Origin of the sequence: Streptomyces sp. 71268 (assembly GCF_029392895.1) — a bacterium.
Classification (GTDB): Bacteria; Actinomycetota; Actinomycetes; order Streptomycetales; family Streptomycetaceae; genus Streptomyces.
This window is the reverse complement of sequence record NZ_CP114200.1, coordinates 2,352,309-2,365,961: the sequence shown is the minus strand read 5'-3', so window position 1 is coordinate 2,365,961 and position 13,653 is coordinate 2,352,309. Positions and strand designations below refer to the sequence as shown.

Genomic DNA, 13,653 nt, shown 5'->3' with positions numbered 1-13,653 from the left:
ACCCGTCCGGGCCGGCCACTGCCTCTTGACACTACCCGGGGCCGTGGGTATAGCGCATGACCCATGGGGTGCGCGGGGGCTTCGGGCCCGTGAAACAATCGGACGAGCTCATATGTACCTCCCCCGGCCCCGGCCCACGGGGAACCCCAGGAGCAGGAGAAAGACCAGGATGCGCATCGGAGTGCTCACCGCCGGGGGCGACTGCCCCGGTCTCAACGCCGTGATCCGGTCGGTCGTGCACCGCGCCGTCGCCGGACACGACGACGAGGTCATCGGCTTCGAGGACGGCTTCAAGGGACTCCTCGACGGTCGCTTCAGGCCCCTCGACCTCGACGCCGTCAGCGGCATCCTCGCCCGTGGCGGGACCATCCTCGGCTCGGCCCGCCTGGAGCGCGCCCGGCTGCGCGAGGCCGCCGAGAACTGCGAGGAGCTGGCCCGCTCGTACGGCATCGACGCGCTCATCCCGATCGGCGGCGAGGGCACGCTGACCGCGGCCCGGATGCTCGCGGACGCGGGCATGCCCGTCGTCGGCGTGCCGAAGACCATCGACAACGACATCTCGGCCACCGACCGCACCTTCGGCTTCGACACGGCCGTCGGCGTGGCCACCGAGGCGATCGACCGGCTGAAGACCACCGCCGAGTCGCACCAGCGGGTCATGGTGGTGGAGGTCATGGGCCGGCACGCGGGCTGGATCGCCCTTGAGTCCGGCATGGCCGGCGGCGCGCACGGCATCTGCCTGCCCGAGCGCCCCTTCGACGTCGCCGACCTGGTGAAGATGGTCGAGGAGCGGTTCGCGCGGGGCAAGAAGTTCGCCGTGATCTGCGTCGCCGAGGGCGCGCACCCCGCCGCGGGCTCGATGGACTACCAGAAGGGCGAGATCGACCAGTACGGCCACGAGCGCTTCGCGGGCATCGGCAACCGGCTGGCCGCCGAGCTGGAGAACCGCCTCGGCAAGGAGGCCCGCCCGGTCATCCTCGGCCACGTGCAGCGCGGCGGCACGCCCACCGCGTACGACCGCGTCCTGGCCACCCGCTTCGGCTGGCACGCGGTGGAGGCGGCGCACCGAGGCGACTTCGGGATGATGACGGCGCTGCGCGGCACGGAGGTGACGCTGGTGCCGCTGGCCGAGGCGGTCACCGAGCTGAAGCGGGTGCCGGCTGACCGGATGGACGAGGCGGAGTCGGTCTTCTGACCACCGGTTCGGCCCCCGGCCCCGGCGCCGTTACCGTCCGCGCCCACCGCCGGGCCGGCTGACCGGCCGCTCTGGCGGGGGCGAGGGGCGGCGGCCGGTTCGCGCGGCTTCCCACCGAACGCGCGGCTTCGGCCGCCGCCCGTACCGGCCGAGCGGGCGCGACCCCGTCGCGGCCACCCGGCCCGCCCGGGCCCGGCATCCCCGACCGGCTACCGGAACCCGTCGTCCGCCCCGGGCTGGCGCCGGGCCCGGCTGGCCCTCCCGGCACGGGCCGCGCGGGGCGGGCCGGCCCCCGCGCCGGCCAGCGGGGACGCGGCTCGGCTGCGGGGGCCGTCTGGGAGCGGGGCGGTGCCTAGCTGGTGAGCAGGCCGCCCGTCTGCTGGGCGATCCACTGCTGGTGGGCGGTCACGTCAGTGTAGACGGTGGCGTCACCGGTGCCGCAGATCTGGTTGTTCACGCCCGCCCGGCTGGTCGCGCCGGCCAGCCGCCAGACGCCACCCTCCTTCACCAGGGCCGGGCCGCCGGAGTCGCCGTAACAGGCGGTGCCGGAGCGGCTGCCGTAGACGCACAGCTCCACGGAGCTGTTGAAGTTGGTGGTGCACATCCGGTCCGGGTTGATGCGCGTGTTGAGCTCCTTCAGGCCACGTGGCGCGGGACCGCAGCCGGGCGAGCCGCACGTCTGGCCCCAGCCGAGCAGGCGGGTGGCGGTGCCCTCGACGGGCGAGGTGCTGGCGATGTTGATCGGCTGGTTGGCCACCGGCTGGCTCAGCCGCAGCAGCGCGATGTCGTACGGGCCGACCTGTCCGTAACGGGGGTGGCGGATGATCTGCGAGACCGAGGCGAGGGTGCCGCCGCTGAGGTGGTCGGACGAGCCGATGCGTATCCGGAAGTTGCCGGGCTGCTGGCCGGCCACGCAGTGCGCGGCGGTGACCATCCACCCGCTCTTGATGAGCGAGGCGCCGCAGCCGTGCCGGCCGTTGACCTGCATGGAGCCCATGAACGAGTACGCCTCGCTGGCCGGGCCGCCGCCGACGATCCTCGTGCTGGGCGCGGTGGGTTCGGGCGTGCGGTCCGCGGCGCTGGCGCTCTGCGCGGACAGGACGGCTGCGGCGATCAGCGCGGGGGCGAGCGCGACGCGCAGCAGGTTGCGGAGTCTCATGGCGTGCTGTCCTCCAAAGACGGTGGGGGGAGCGCTGGGAGAGGGGGTCCGTCCCGACCGGCCCCAGGCACGCGGGCCGGCCCTCCCGGGCCGGGGCTGAACGCCGGCCGCCACTCACTGTGGGACACCGGGCCACTTCCGTAACAATCCCAACCTTGCATACGGCCTGCCTATGGGCCCCGCCCCCGCCGGGCGCCCGCCGTGAGGGGGGCGCCGCACTCCGGTCTTCTCAACGGGCATGCAGCGTAAGGCAGTTGGAAGGGGGTGACGGCGAGGCGGAGTCGGGGTTCGGGGGCCGTCAGCCCTGGTGGGCGGCGCGCGGGGAACCTGAGTTGGTCGCCTTCCGGGCGTTGGCTGGTGTCGCGGCCGTCGGGCGCGGGCGTGTGTTCCCGTCGTCGGCGACAGGGGTCCGGGCGGGCGGCTAGAATGTCGCAGCGCTGTTATATTAGCGCTGTGACATCTTCCGACCCCACCGCCGTCCCCGATCCCTGGCACGCGCTGCGCGAGCTGTTGGCCGCCATGGACGCCGAGATCGAGCAGGTCTACGTCGAGCGCGGCATCGAGGGGGTGCGGCCCCGGTTCGCGTATCCGCTGATCCGGCTCGCTCACACCGGGCCGCTGACCATTCGGGAACTCGCGCGCTCCCTGGACCGCTCGCACTCGGCGGTCAGCCAGACCGTCGCCGCCCTGCGCAGGGAGGGGCTGGTGACCTCCGAACCGGGGCCCGACGCCCGCACCCGGCGGATCGACCTGACCGAGCGCGGCCGGTCGCTGGTGCCGTTCCTGGAGGCGGAGTGGCGCGCCACCCACGCGACGGTCGCCGAGTTGGACGGCGAGGTGCCGTACGCGATGACCGCCGTGGTCGAGGAGGTGCGGCGGGCGCTGGAGCGGCGGTCGATGCGGCAGCGGGTGCTGGGCCATCTCGTCGAGCCGCCACAGTGAGTCGGCGGGTTCGCGTCCGGCTCCTCGACACCCGCCCGCTGCGGAGCGGGCGGGCGTTTCGCGCCCTGTGGATCGGCACCTCGGCCTCGCAACTCGGCGGCCAGATGGCCAACGTGGCGGTGCTGGCCCAGGTCTGGGAACTGACCGGCAGCCCCGTGGCCACCGGCGCCATCGGGATCGCCACCGGCCTGCCGATGGTGCTGTTCGGGCTGCTCGGCGGCGTGTTGGCCGACGCCGTCGACCGCCGCGCGGTGGTGCGGGCCACCACCGTGGGTCAACTGCTGGCCGCCACGGGGCTGTGCGCCCAGGCCCTGGCGGGCAACCGGAGCGTGGTGCTGCTGCTCGCCCTGGTGGCCGTGGGCGCGAGCTGCGGCGCTCTCGGCGCTCCGGCCCGGCGCGCGTTGCCGGTCCGGCTGCTGCCGGCCGGCCAGGTCGCGGCCGGCCTCGCGCTGACCAACGTCTCCTTCCAGACGGCGATGCTGGCCGGGCCCGCGCTGGCCGGGCTGGTCATCGCCCGCTGGGACGTCGCCGCCGCGTACGCCGCCCAGGCCCTGGCCATGGCGGTCGCGGCGCTCGCGACGCGCCACCTGCCCGTCACGCGCCCCGAGGGCGCCGAGGCCGCCGGCGGCCGGCGGCGGCCGAAGCGCGGTGGATGGCGGGTCGTGCTGCGGCACCCGCCGCTGTGGGGCTCGCTGGCCACCGACCTGTCCGCGACCCTGCTCGCCATGCCCGTGGCGCTCTTTCCGCTGGTCAACGAGGTGCGTTTCGGGGGCGACCCGCGGACCCTCGGGCTGTTCCTCTCGGCCGTCGCGGTCGGCGGGATCGCGGCCGGCCTGCTCTCCGGCACGGTGACGCGCTGGCGCCGCGCCGGCCTGGCGCAGTTGTCCGCGGCCGGCGTCTGGGGCCTGGCGCTGGCCGGCTTCGGCCTGGCGGGGCCGTTGTGGCTGGCGCTCGGCTGCCTGGCGGTGGCGGGCGCGGCCGACACCGTGTCCGTCATCACCCGAGGTGCCCTGGTCCAGCGCGAGACCCCGGACGCGTACCGGGGGCGGGTCTCGTCGGTGGAGCACGTCATCGGTGTCGCGGGCCCCGAACTCGGCAACTTCCGCGGCGGACTGGTCGCGTCGGTCACCTCCGCCCCCTGCTCGCTGGTCATCGGCGGGGTGGTCGCCGCGCTGGCGGTCGCCGCCGTGGCCGTGGCCAACGCCCCCCTGCGCGCCTACCGCACGCCATCCGCCGCCGAGCGGCCAGCCGCCCCCGAGCCCGGTGCCGCGGCGTCCGCCGGTGCGGTGAACTGACGCCCCGCCGGCCGCGCAGCCCGTACGAGGAGGCGGCCCGCGACGACGGGGGCGAGATGAGTCGCGGTACGTCGTGGAGAACGGGAGCGGCATCGGACCCGAGGCACCGGACTTCGACAGGCAGCGCGCGGGCCACTCGGAGGTGCCGCGGCTCCAGTTCTGGTGGGGCCTCGCGGAGTGCGGCGAGGCCCGGCAGCGCCCGTCGTGCCCGGCCGAGAGGATCGAGGGCACGCTCACGGACCGGGACCGGGACCGGGACCGGGAGCGGGAGTTGAGCGAGGTTGAGCGAGGACCCGGCGTACGAGCGGCGGGCGCTGGCGGAGTTCGCCAGGCGCTCGGCGGCCTCACACGGTTGCGCGGCGCCGAAGACGCCGTAAGGCGGCCCGGCGAGGCCGCGCGGGAGGCCGCTGGGGAGGCCGCGCGGGTGCGCCCTGCCGGGCCCGCCAGCGCCGTTCGGCCGGCCGCGCCGCCCACCCCGGGTGCCGCCGAGGCGAAAAGGCGTTGGGGCGGCGGTGGCGTGTGCTTGGCTCCGGGGCATGGATGAGGTGCGCGAGTTCTACTCGGTGACCGGCGCCTGGTGGGCCCGGGCGGATGCCAGGGTGACGGAGCGGGACGCGTCGCGCGTCGAGGCGCTGCGCTCGCACACAGGGCCCGGCGTGCGGCGGGTGTTGGAGCTGGGCGCCGGTTACGGGGCCACGGCCGTGGCCACCGCGCGCGCCGGCTACGCCGTGACGGCCGTCGAACTCAGCGACCGCGCCGACCACGCGGCAGGGCTCGCGACTGGCCTCGGGGCCGGCTCGCTGACGTTCCACAAGGCGGACTTCTACGCCGTGCGCCTCGACGGCCGCTTCGACGCCGTCACCTACTGGAACGGCTTCGGCATCGGCGCCGACGCCGATCAGCGGCGGCTGCTGCACCGCATCGCCGACCACTGGCTGGCCCCCGCCGGGGTGGCGCTGGTCGACGTGTTCAACCCGTTCGTCTGGGCCGGCTGGGACGGCGACGAGGAGCACCTGCTGCCGGACCCGGAGGCCGGCTACGACCACGAGTTGTACGAGCGGACCCGGTTCGACCCCGTCACCTGCGCCGCGACCGACACCTGGCGTTCGGCCACCGAGCCCGGGCGCGAGTTCAGCCAGACCCTGCGCTGCTACACCCCCGCCGACCTGGCGTTGTTGCTCGCCGGGACCGGCCTCGAACTCGCGGACATCGTCGTCGGCGGCCGGTCGATCGGTCCGCCGGGTGCCCCCGCGGCACCGTCCACCGTGACGCGCGAACTCCTCCACCAGCACCACGAGTACCTGGCCGTGCTCCGGCACGCTCCCGCGTAGCAGCCGCGTGCCACGGCTTCCCGGCCTTCCGCATCCGGGCCCGTGACGCTGGCACCCGGACGCCCGGTTTCGCGTCCTCCTTCCTGGACGAACGCGGCCGAGGAGAACCATGAGCACACGATCGAGCTGGTGCAACACCCATCGGGGCCCCACCGAGCGGGCCATCGCGGTGGCGGTGATCGAGGTCAACTCCGGCCCCGGCGGCACCGTGTGGTCGTGCCCCGACTGCGTGGCGCGGTACGGGATCGTCCCGCTCGACGAGCAGTCACCCGACCACCCGGCCTCCCGCATCCAGTACCGCGACGCGCGGCCCCCGCGCGACGTGGCCGCTGACGCGCCCGTCACCGACGCGCCCGCCGCCGACGCGTCCGTCGCTACCGAGGATGCCGCTGCCGAGGATGCCGCTGCCGAGGACGCCGCCGGCGCACCCGGCCAACCGTAGGCGGGCGGCGGCCAGGCCGCCGAGAGGGCCGCACCGGGCCGGCCCGCGTGGCCACCGGCGCGGCGCGCCGGTCAGCGGAAGCGGTCCGCGTGCTCGGCCGCCCAGTCGGCGAAGCTCCGCGCGGGACGGCCAGTGACCTCCCGCACCGTCGGCACCACCGTGTACCCCTCGGGCGGCGGGTCGCGGTGCCACTCGGCCAGCATGTCGACGGCCTCCGGCGAGGCGCCCGACTCCCGCCACCGCTGGCGCGCCTGCTCCTCGGTGAGTTCGACGTAGCGCAGGTCGCGCCCGAGCGCCGCGCCCAACGTCGCGACCTTCTGCGGGACGGTCAACGCCTCGGGGCCGCTGAGGACGTAGCGCCGGCCGGCGTGGCCGTCCTCGGTGAGCGCGTGCACGGCCACCGCCGCCACGTCGCCCTCGTGGACCGAGGCGTTGCGCGCCCGCGCGAACGGCTCGCGCACCACGCCCTCGGTACGGATGGAATCCGCCCAGGTCAGCGCGTTGGACATGAACTCGCCCGGCTGGATGAAGGTCCAGGGCGTGGGGCCCTCCCGCAGCGCCTGCTCCACGCTGCCCTCGGAGCCGCTCCACAGCACCGAGACCCGCCGCGCCCCGGACCGCTCCACCAGCCTGGCGAGTTCGGGCCCGGTGGTCAGCGCCCCCTGGTCGGCGTTGTACGTCATGAGGTGGACCGCGCTCAGGCCCTCGAACGCCGCGTCCAGCGTGCCGGGCTCGGCGAGGTCGCCGCCCACCACCTCGACGCCGGCCGGCAGCGCGGCCCGCCCGGGGTCACGGCTCAGCGCCCGTACCCGGTGCCCCCGCTCGATGAGTTGCTCGACCACCTCGCGGCCCACGTTGCCGGTCGCCCCGGTCACCAGAATCGTCATGGCTGCTCACTGCCCCTTCGGGAGGTCCGCCCGGCCCCGCCACACGGCGCGGGCCGACCCGCCGCGGAGAGCGGGTTCGGTGAACGTAAAACTTCACCTAAGGTTCAAGTCAAGGCGAATCCGGTGGAGCGGCGCCGGGCACCCTGGCTAGGCTCGCGCGATGACCACTCGAACCTTCCGCATCATGGTCCGTGGCGTCTTCGACGGGCTCAGCGACGAGCAGCGGGCCGAACTGCTGGCGCGGGCCGCGGAGCACGACGTCCTGCGGGCGTCGTTCACCACCGAGGGCCACCTCAGTTACGACCTGGCCGCGCGGTCCGCCTTCACCTTCCGCTTCGCGGACACCGGCGAGGCCGAGGAGGACATCCTGGCGGCGACCGAGCGCGCCGAGGAGTGCGCCCGGGCCTGGCTCGACCAGCGCGGCTACGGCTACCGCGACCTCAGGGCGCGGGCCGAGGACCTCTCCCAGGCGCCGCTGGGCAAGCGGCAGCGCCGGGCCGCCGCCCAGCGGAACGCCTGACCCGGCGCGGGCTCCGACACCGGCCCCGACGCCGCTCCGGTACGGGCCCTGAAGCCGCCCCCGGCGGTGCGGCGACGGGGCCGGTCCGGGGCCTACCCCTTGACCGCCCCGCCGAGCGCGAACCCGCCGCCGAGGCGGCGCGCGATCAGCACGTACAGCAGGATCACCGGCGTCGAGTAGAGCAGCGAGAACGCGGCCAACTGGCCGTAGACGACGGAGTCGCGGCTGCCGAAGAAGGTGAACAGGGTGACCGAGGCGGGGAGTTGGTCGGGGGTGAGCAGCAGCATGAAGGGGACGAAGAAGTTCCCCCACATCATGATGAAGCTGTAGATCGTCACGACCGCCAGGCCCGGCCCCATCAGCGGCAGAATGATCCGCACCAGCGCCTGGTGCCAGGAGGCGCCGTCCGTCCAGGCGGCCTCCTCCAGGGCGATGGGCACGCCGTCCATGAAGTTCTTCATCAGCCAGATGGCGAACGGGAGTTGGGTCGCGGCCAGGAAGAGGGCCGTGCCGAGGAGGCTGTCGATCAGCTCCACCTGCACGTACAGGCCGTAGACCGGGACCATGATCGCGGTGACTGGCAGGCAGGTGGTGAACAGCACGGTCAGCAGGTACGGGCGGACCAGCCGGGAGCGGTAGCGGGAGAGCGGGTAGGCGGCCAGCGCCGCGCACACCACCGTCAGCAGCGTGGCCCCGCCGCACAGCAGCAGACTGTTGAGCATCGGGCGGAAGGTGATCTCCTCGTTCCACACCGCCTCGAAGTTCTCCGTCGTCGCGGGCGACGGCGCGCCGACCCGCAGGTCGGCCTCCGCGTCGACGGAGGCGAGCACCAGCCACACCAGGGGCAGGGCGAACAGCGCGGCGACGGCCAGGAGCACGAGGTCGACGCCCACGCGCCGGCGCCACCGGCGCCGCTCGGTCGGGGTGCGGCGGGCCGCGCGCGGCGAGGGGGCGCTGGGCGCGGCCACCTGGCCGGCGGCCGGCGTGGACGGGGCGGGAAGGCTGGGCGACGTCACGGTGCTCATACCTCCGTACGGAGCAGGCGCAGGTAGACGGCGGCGAACAGGGCCCCGATGAGCAGCAGCAGGAGGGCGACGGCCGTGCCGTAGCCGATGAGGGCCTTCAGGAACGCCTGGTCGTACATGAACACCGGCAGTGTCTGGCTGCGGTTGCCGGGGCCGCCACGCGTCATGGCCCAGATCAGGCCGAAGACCGAGAGCGTCTGCAACGTGTTGAGCATGAGGTTGGTGCCGATGGAGCGGCGGATCATCGGCAGCGTGATGTGCCACAGCCGGCGCCAGCCGCCGGCCCCGTCCACCTCGGCGGCCTCGGTGATCTCGCGGGGGATCTCGGCGAGCGCGGCGGAGTAGATGAGCATCGAGAACGCCGTGCCGCGCCACACGTTGGCCAGCGACACGGCGATGATGGGCGCGCTGTACAGCCAGTCCTGGGACGGCAGGTGGGCCCAGTCGAGCACGGCGTTCAGGGTGCCCTCGTCGCGGAAGAAGGCGTACAGCAGGAAACCGGCGACGATCTCCGGGACCACCCAGGCCGCGATGGTCAGCGAGCCGACCAGCGTGCGCACCGGCCCGGACGCGCGCCGCATCAGCAGGGCCAGGCCCAGGCCCAGGGTGTTCTGGCCGACGAGCGAGGACAGCACGGTGAAGACGAGGGTGAGCACGACGGCGTTGCGGAAGTGCTCGTCCTGGAAGGCGTGTCGGAAGTTGTCCAGGCCCACGAAGCTCGTCGAGGAGGAGCCGGTCAACTGCATGTCGGTGAAGGCGATGGCGACGCAGTAGACGATGGGACCGCCGAGGAAGAGCAGCAGCAGCGCGGTGGCCGGGGTCAGCGGCAGCCAGCGCAGCGCGCGGCGGCGCTGCCGGCCGCCGGTGGCCGGCCGGCCCGGCTTGGGCGCGGGGGGCCGCGAGGCGAGGGTGGTGGTCATCGGCCCCGGTTCACCACCTTGCCGTCGGTGATCGAGTCCAGCTCGTCGTCGTAGTCCCTGGCCGCGGCGGCCGGCGAGGTGTCGCTGGTGGTGACGGCCTCCATCGCCTCGCCGATGGCCGAGGAGACCCGTGGGTAGACCGGGAGCGCGGGCCGGTAGTGGGTGTGCCGGACCAGGCCGGTGAAGAACTCGATGCCGGGCATCGAGGTGCGGTAGCGGCGGTCGGCGGCGACGTCGGCGCGCACGGCGATCTGCGCGTCCCGCAGCGACCACTCGACCGCGTTCGGCTGGCTCTGCAACGTCTCCACCAGCTTCCACGCCAGGTCCGGCTTCTGGGACTTGGCCGGGATGGCCCAGGTCCAGCCGCCGGACATGCTGACCTTGCCGGGTGACTGGCCGTACTGGGTGGGCATCGGGGCCTGGCCCAGCTCCTTCGACCAGGCGGGCCAGGGGCGGCCGCCGGTCTTGATCCAGAACTGGCCCATCCAGGAGCCGTCCAGGGCGATGGCGACCTTCCTCTCCGGGAGGAGTTCGGTGGCCACCCGGGTGGGGACGTTGGGGTCCACCGCGTCCGAGGGGTGCGGGCCGAGCCCCTCGCCGTAGACCGTGTCGAGGAAGGTGAGCGCGTCCTCGAACCCCTGGCCACCGGCGACCCACCTGCCTGCCTTCGGGTCGTAGAGGGGGTCGGCGCCGGTGCCGTAGAGCAGCATCTCGAAGCCCTGCATCACCGACGCCTCGCCCGGGCCCTTGCCGGTGTAGACGTTGAGCGGGATGACGCCGGGGAGCCTCTTCTTCAGCGTGCGGGCCGTGCTCAGCAGCTCGTCCCAGCTCCGGGGCTGCCAGTCGGTGGGCAGTCCGGCCTTGGCGAACAGCTTCTTGTTGAACCACAGGGCCCGGGTGTCGGTGCCCATCGGCACCCCGTACGTCCTGCCGTCCTCGGCCCGGGCCGCCGCCCTGGCCCGGGGGAGGAACCGGTCCCAGTCGCGCCAGCGCTCCAGGTAGCGGTCGAGGGGGCGTAAGTAACCGCTGGCGACGTCGGAGTTGATGATGAAGGTGTCCTCGTACACCACGTCGGGCGTGGTCTTCGCCGAGCGCATCATCTGCTGGACCTTCACCCAGTAGTCCGGCTGAGCGGCCTGGATGGGGATGAGCTTGACCTTCTTGCCCGGGTGGGCGCGCTCGAACTCGTCCTTGACCCGCGACAGGTAGGCGTCCATGTGCCGGACCTTGTTGTCCGTGTTGCGCAGGTAGACGATCTTGAGGGTGTTCGGGTCGGTGCCGAACGCGCCACAGCCGGTGAGCGAGGTGGCCGCGACGGCGAGGGTGGCAGCGAGGATGAGCGGGGCGGTGGGGCGCACGGGCACGGCCTCCTTGGGCACAGCGCACCGCGGCGCGCAGGAGGCGCCGACGGGACGCGGCTGTGACTGCCCGGTGACCGTACGATCAACTCCGAGCGTCGGTCAATGACTCCGACCTCCCCTCATGACCGGGACCACCGGTACGGCGCAGTGCGGCGCGCCGCCCGGGCACGCGAGCGGCCCGGCACCGCGGGGGTGCCGGGCCGTGGGAGCGCGGGTGGGGCTCAGGGGGTCCAGAAGTTGTGCGTGACGACCAGCATCGACTGGAGCTGGATGCTGGCGGAGAAGTAGTCGTCGGAGCCGGGCGCGGTGGCGACCATCTTCTTCCACAGCGCGTCCAGCCACGCCTGACCGTCGGCGTCGTTCATCGCCGCGACCGCGAACGGCGCGAAGAACGCGGCGTCGTTGCCGTCGCCGTACGCCGTGCCGTTCAGCCGGTAGCCGTTGACCAGCTTGGACGGGTTGCCGCCGGCCTTCGACCTGGACCACGAACTCAGCTTGACGGCCGCCTTCTTGGAGGCCGCGTCGCCGGTCTGCGCGGCGTCGGTGCCAAGGCGCCACGGGTCGCGGCAGGCGTTCCAGTGGTAGTCCCCGTCGTGCGGGTCCTCGAGCACCTCGCCGGACGGGGGCCGGGGCGTGGAGGTGGTGTTCTCCACGAAGTCCGGCAGCAGCCCGGTCTTGGCCGCGTGCTTGGCCTGGAGGTCGGCGGTGACCTGCTGCGTCTTGTTCCGCACCGCGTCCCAGGTGCCGTCGCCGGTCGCCTTCTTGAACGCCTTGAAGTGGCCCGGAATCCAGTCCGACGTGCGCGAGACCTGGTCGTAGTCGCCCGACGACCAGTCGCCGAGCTTGGTGAGCTTGGTGCCGCTGTGCACCTCGCTCTTCTTGATCGCGTTGATCCGCTTGACCGCCAGCGCCTTGTAGTCGTACGCGCCGGAGCTGCCCCACTGCCGGTCGGCGAGGAGCAGCCCGTACGCGATGTCCAGGTCGCCGTCGGTCGCCGAGTCCGTGCCGTTGACGCTCTTGCAGCTCGCGTTCTGCTCGGCCGCGTGCAGGTCCTTGTTGATCGACGAGGGGTGGTCGAGGACGTACTTCAGGATGCCGTCGAAGATCTTCCGCGCGTCGGCGTCGGCCCCGGCCATGGTCGCGGTGATGACCATGCCGTAGCCCTGCGCCTCGGCGACGTAGTCGTGGTCGGCGTCGGGCGAGTACACCTGGTACCAGCCGTTGCCGCAGTTCTGCTTGATGAAGTTGGCCTTCCACTTCTGGTAGAAGGCCAGCACCTTGGCATCGTTGTCCTTCTGGCTGCCGGAGGGCTTGAGGGCGCCATCGGCGTACGAGAAGGAGTGGCTGCCGAACGGGATGGCGACAGCGGCCCGGGCGCGCGGGCCCTCGGCGACCGCGCCCCGCGCGGGGGCGGCGTCGGCGGTCTGGCTGCCGGGCACACCGGCGAGCCAGAACCCGCCACCACCGGCGAGGGCGGCGACAGTCAGTAGGGCGAGCGATCTGCGGTTCCTCACCATTGCCACGTCATGTCTCCATCCTTGGACGGGAGTTGGGGAGGCGAACGCTAGCGAGCGGGCGCGGGCGCGACAAGACGATGGTTAGGAAAGCTTCCTGTTTACCTCCCGGCCCCGCCACGTGCGCTCTCGTGTGCTCACCGGCCGCCGATGGGGGAAACGGAACGTCAGGCGCCGGGTGCGGCGGCCCGGACCCGGCGCCCCGGGCCCGGCCCCGCCGCGCGCCCTGGCGGAATGCCGCCGTCGGCGGGTGGCGGGGTGCCGACGCCGGCACGGGGCCGGCGCCCCGGCCCGGCGGGAGCGCCGACGCCGGTGGGCGGACGCGCCGTCGGCCCCGGCGGGGTCACGGGGCGGCGGGGGAGACCCAGCGGTAGGAGAGTTCGGGCCGGCCGACGGCGCCGTACTGCGGGGTGCGCGCCGCGCGGCCGGTGTCCACCAGGTGCTCCAGGTAGCGCCGGGCGGTGATCCGCGAGATGCCGAGCGCCTCCGCCGTGGCGTTCGCCGAGATGCCGGCGCTGGCCGCGCGCAGCACCTCGGTGACCGCCTGGAGGGTCGCCAGCGTGAGGCCCTTGGGCAGCTCGGCCGGCGCCTGCGGCGCGCGCAGCGCGGCGAGCGCCCGGTCCACCTCGGCCTGGCCGCTGGCCTCGCCCACGGTCACCGTCGCCCGGAACGCCGCGTACCGGGTCAGCCGCTCCCGCAGGGTGGCGAACGTGAACGGCTTCAGCACGTACTGGACTACCCCGAGCGAGACGCCCTCCCGGACGACGGCCAGGTCGCGCGCCGAGGTCACCGCGATGACGTCCACGCCGTGCCCGGTCGCCCGCAGCGTGCGCAGCAGCCGCAGCCCGTGCCCGTCGGGCAGGTAGAGGTCGAGCAGCAGCAGGTCCACGGCGGTACGGTCCAGCGCGCGGCGCGCCTGCGCGGCGGAGTGCACGGTGCCCACGACGGTGAAGCCGGGCACCCGGCCGACGTAGAGGGCGTGCGCGTCCGCCGCCAGGGCGTCGTCCTCCACGACGAGTACGCGGATCGGCCCGTCGGCCGCCGCGGGGCCGTTCTCCATGG

13 protein-coding genes are annotated in these 13,653 nt (G+C 73.9%); 6 read left to right on the top strand and 7 right to left on the bottom strand.

Features of this window, described 5'->3' with window-relative positions; genetic code table 11:
* The first annotated feature begins 169 nt into the window (after positions 1–169).
* Entirely contained in the window at positions 170–1,195 is a 1,026-nt protein-coding gene (locus tag OYE22_RS08645; RefSeq protein ID WP_176164209.1) for an ATP-dependent 6-phosphofructokinase, read from the top strand.
* A 352-nt stretch (positions 1,196–1,547) separates the two neighbouring features.
* On the opposite strand, the gene OYE22_RS08640 is transcribed toward OYE22_RS08645, so the two are convergent.
* Positions 1,548–2,354 carry a serine protease gene (locus OYE22_RS08640; RefSeq protein ID WP_277319858.1) on the bottom strand — a complete coding sequence of 269 codons (807 nt, stop codon included), beginning with the start codon at positions 2,352–2,354 and terminating at the stop codon, positions 1,548–1,550.
* A gap of 453 nt (positions 2,355–2,807) precedes the next feature.
* Between OYE22_RS08640 and OYE22_RS08635 the strand changes: the two genes are divergently transcribed.
* The 4 genes from OYE22_RS08635 (at position 2,808) to OYE22_RS08620 (ending at position 6,364) form a co-directional block, all read left to right on the top strand.
* Positions 2,808–3,296, top strand: a complete 489-nt coding sequence (locus OYE22_RS08635) for a MarR family transcriptional regulator (protein ID WP_277319857.1) — start codon at positions 2,808–2,810, stop codon at positions 3,294–3,296.
* Positions 3,293–4,591, top strand: coding sequence for an MFS transporter (locus tag OYE22_RS08630; protein WP_277319856.1), 1,299 nt, complete (start codon positions 3,293–3,295; stop codon positions 4,589–4,591). The genes OYE22_RS08635 and OYE22_RS08630 overlap by 4 nt, the downstream gene beginning before the upstream one ends.
* Before the next feature lie 536 nt (positions 4,592–5,127).
* On the top strand, positions 5,128–5,922 hold the full coding sequence (locus tag OYE22_RS08625) for a class I SAM-dependent methyltransferase (protein ID WP_277319855.1): 795 nt from the start codon (positions 5,128–5,130) through the stop codon (positions 5,920–5,922).
* 109 nt (positions 5,923–6,031) lie between these two features.
* A complete protein-coding gene (locus OYE22_RS08620) occupies positions 6,032–6,364 on the top strand; it encodes a hypothetical protein (RefSeq protein ID WP_277319854.1) in 333 nt (110 codons plus the stop codon).
* 71 nt (positions 6,365–6,435) lie between these two features.
* Here the strand turns inward: OYE22_RS08620 and OYE22_RS08615 are convergent, their stop codons facing one another.
* The gene (locus tag OYE22_RS08615; protein WP_277319853.1) at positions 6,436–7,251 is read right to left on the bottom strand and encodes an NAD(P)H-binding protein; all 816 of its coding nucleotides are present in this window, start codon (positions 7,249–7,251) and stop codon (positions 6,436–6,438) included.
* A 160-nt stretch (positions 7,252–7,411) separates the two neighbouring features.
* Here OYE22_RS08615 and OYE22_RS08610 point away from each other — a divergent pair, with 160 nt between their 5' ends.
* Positions 7,412–7,771 (top strand): DUF6204 family protein, encoded by a 360-nt coding sequence (locus tag OYE22_RS08610; RefSeq protein ID WP_277319852.1) that lies wholly within the window; start codon positions 7,412–7,414, stop codon positions 7,769–7,771.
* Positions 7,772–7,863: 92 nt separating this feature from the next.
* Here OYE22_RS08610 and OYE22_RS08605 read toward each other — a convergent pair whose 3' ends face one another.
* The 5 genes from OYE22_RS08605 to OYE22_RS08585 form a co-directional block, all read right to left on the bottom strand.
* Positions 7,864–8,796 carry a carbohydrate ABC transporter permease gene (locus tag OYE22_RS08605; protein WP_277319851.1) on the bottom strand — a complete coding sequence of 311 codons (933 nt, stop codon included), beginning with the start codon at positions 8,794–8,796 and terminating at the stop codon, positions 7,864–7,866.
* Positions 8,793–9,716 (bottom strand): sugar ABC transporter permease, encoded by a 924-nt coding sequence (locus OYE22_RS08600; RefSeq protein WP_277319850.1) that lies wholly within the window; start codon positions 9,714–9,716, stop codon positions 8,793–8,795. The genes OYE22_RS08605 and OYE22_RS08600 overlap by 4 nt, the downstream gene beginning before the upstream one ends.
* The gene (locus OYE22_RS08595; RefSeq protein WP_277319849.1) at positions 9,713–11,074 is read right to left on the bottom strand and encodes an extracellular solute-binding protein; all 1,362 of its coding nucleotides are present in this window, start codon (positions 11,072–11,074) and stop codon (positions 9,713–9,715) included. The genes OYE22_RS08600 and OYE22_RS08595 overlap by 4 nt, the downstream gene beginning before the upstream one ends.
* A 224-nt stretch (positions 11,075–11,298) precedes the next feature.
* Positions 11,299–12,594: a glycosyl hydrolase family 8 gene (locus OYE22_RS08590; protein ID WP_277324052.1), complete on the bottom strand. Its 1,296-nt coding sequence runs from the start codon at positions 12,592–12,594 to the stop codon at positions 11,299–11,301.
* Between the two features lie 340 nt (positions 12,595–12,934).
* Entirely contained in the window at positions 12,935–13,651 is a 717-nt protein-coding gene (locus OYE22_RS08585) for a response regulator (RefSeq protein WP_277324051.1), read from the bottom strand.
* Positions 13,652–13,653 lie beyond the last annotated feature (2 nt).

Excerpts from the sequence above, each read along its gene's own strand:
- OYE22_RS08645 (WP_176164209.1), top strand. The coding sequence starts at position 170 with ATGCGCATCGGAGTGCTCACCGCCGGGGGCGACTGCCCCGGTCTCAAC.
- OYE22_RS08640 (WP_277319858.1), bottom strand. The coding sequence starts at position 2,354 with ATGAGACTCCGCAACCTGCTGCGCGTCGCGCTCGCCCCCGCGCTGATC.
- OYE22_RS08625 (WP_277319855.1), top strand. The coding sequence starts at position 5,128 with ATGGATGAGGTGCGCGAGTTCTACTCGGTGACCGGCGCCTGGTGGGCC.
- OYE22_RS08620 (WP_277319854.1), top strand. The coding sequence starts at position 6,032 with ATGAGCACACGATCGAGCTGGTGCAACACCCATCGGGGCCCCACCGAG.
- OYE22_RS08615 (WP_277319853.1), bottom strand. The coding sequence starts at position 7,251 with ATGACGATTCTGGTGACCGGGGCGACCGGCAACGTGGGCCGCGAGGTG.
- OYE22_RS08610 (WP_277319852.1), top strand. The coding sequence starts at position 7,412 with ATGACCACTCGAACCTTCCGCATCATGGTCCGTGGCGTCTTCGACGGG.
- OYE22_RS08605 (WP_277319851.1), bottom strand. The coding sequence starts at position 8,796 with ATGAGCACCGTGACGTCGCCCAGCCTTCCCGCCCCGTCCACGCCGGCC.
- OYE22_RS08600 (WP_277319850.1), bottom strand. The coding sequence starts at position 9,716 with ATGACCACCACCCTCGCCTCGCGGCCCCCCGCGCCCAAGCCGGGCCGG.
- OYE22_RS08590 (WP_277324052.1), bottom strand. The coding sequence starts at position 12,594 with ATGGTGAGGAACCGCAGATCGCTCGCCCTACTGACTGTCGCCGCCCTC.
- OYE22_RS08585 (WP_277324051.1), bottom strand. The coding sequence starts at position 13,651 with ATGGAGAACGGCCCCGCGGCGGCCGACGGGCCGATCCGCGTACTCGTC.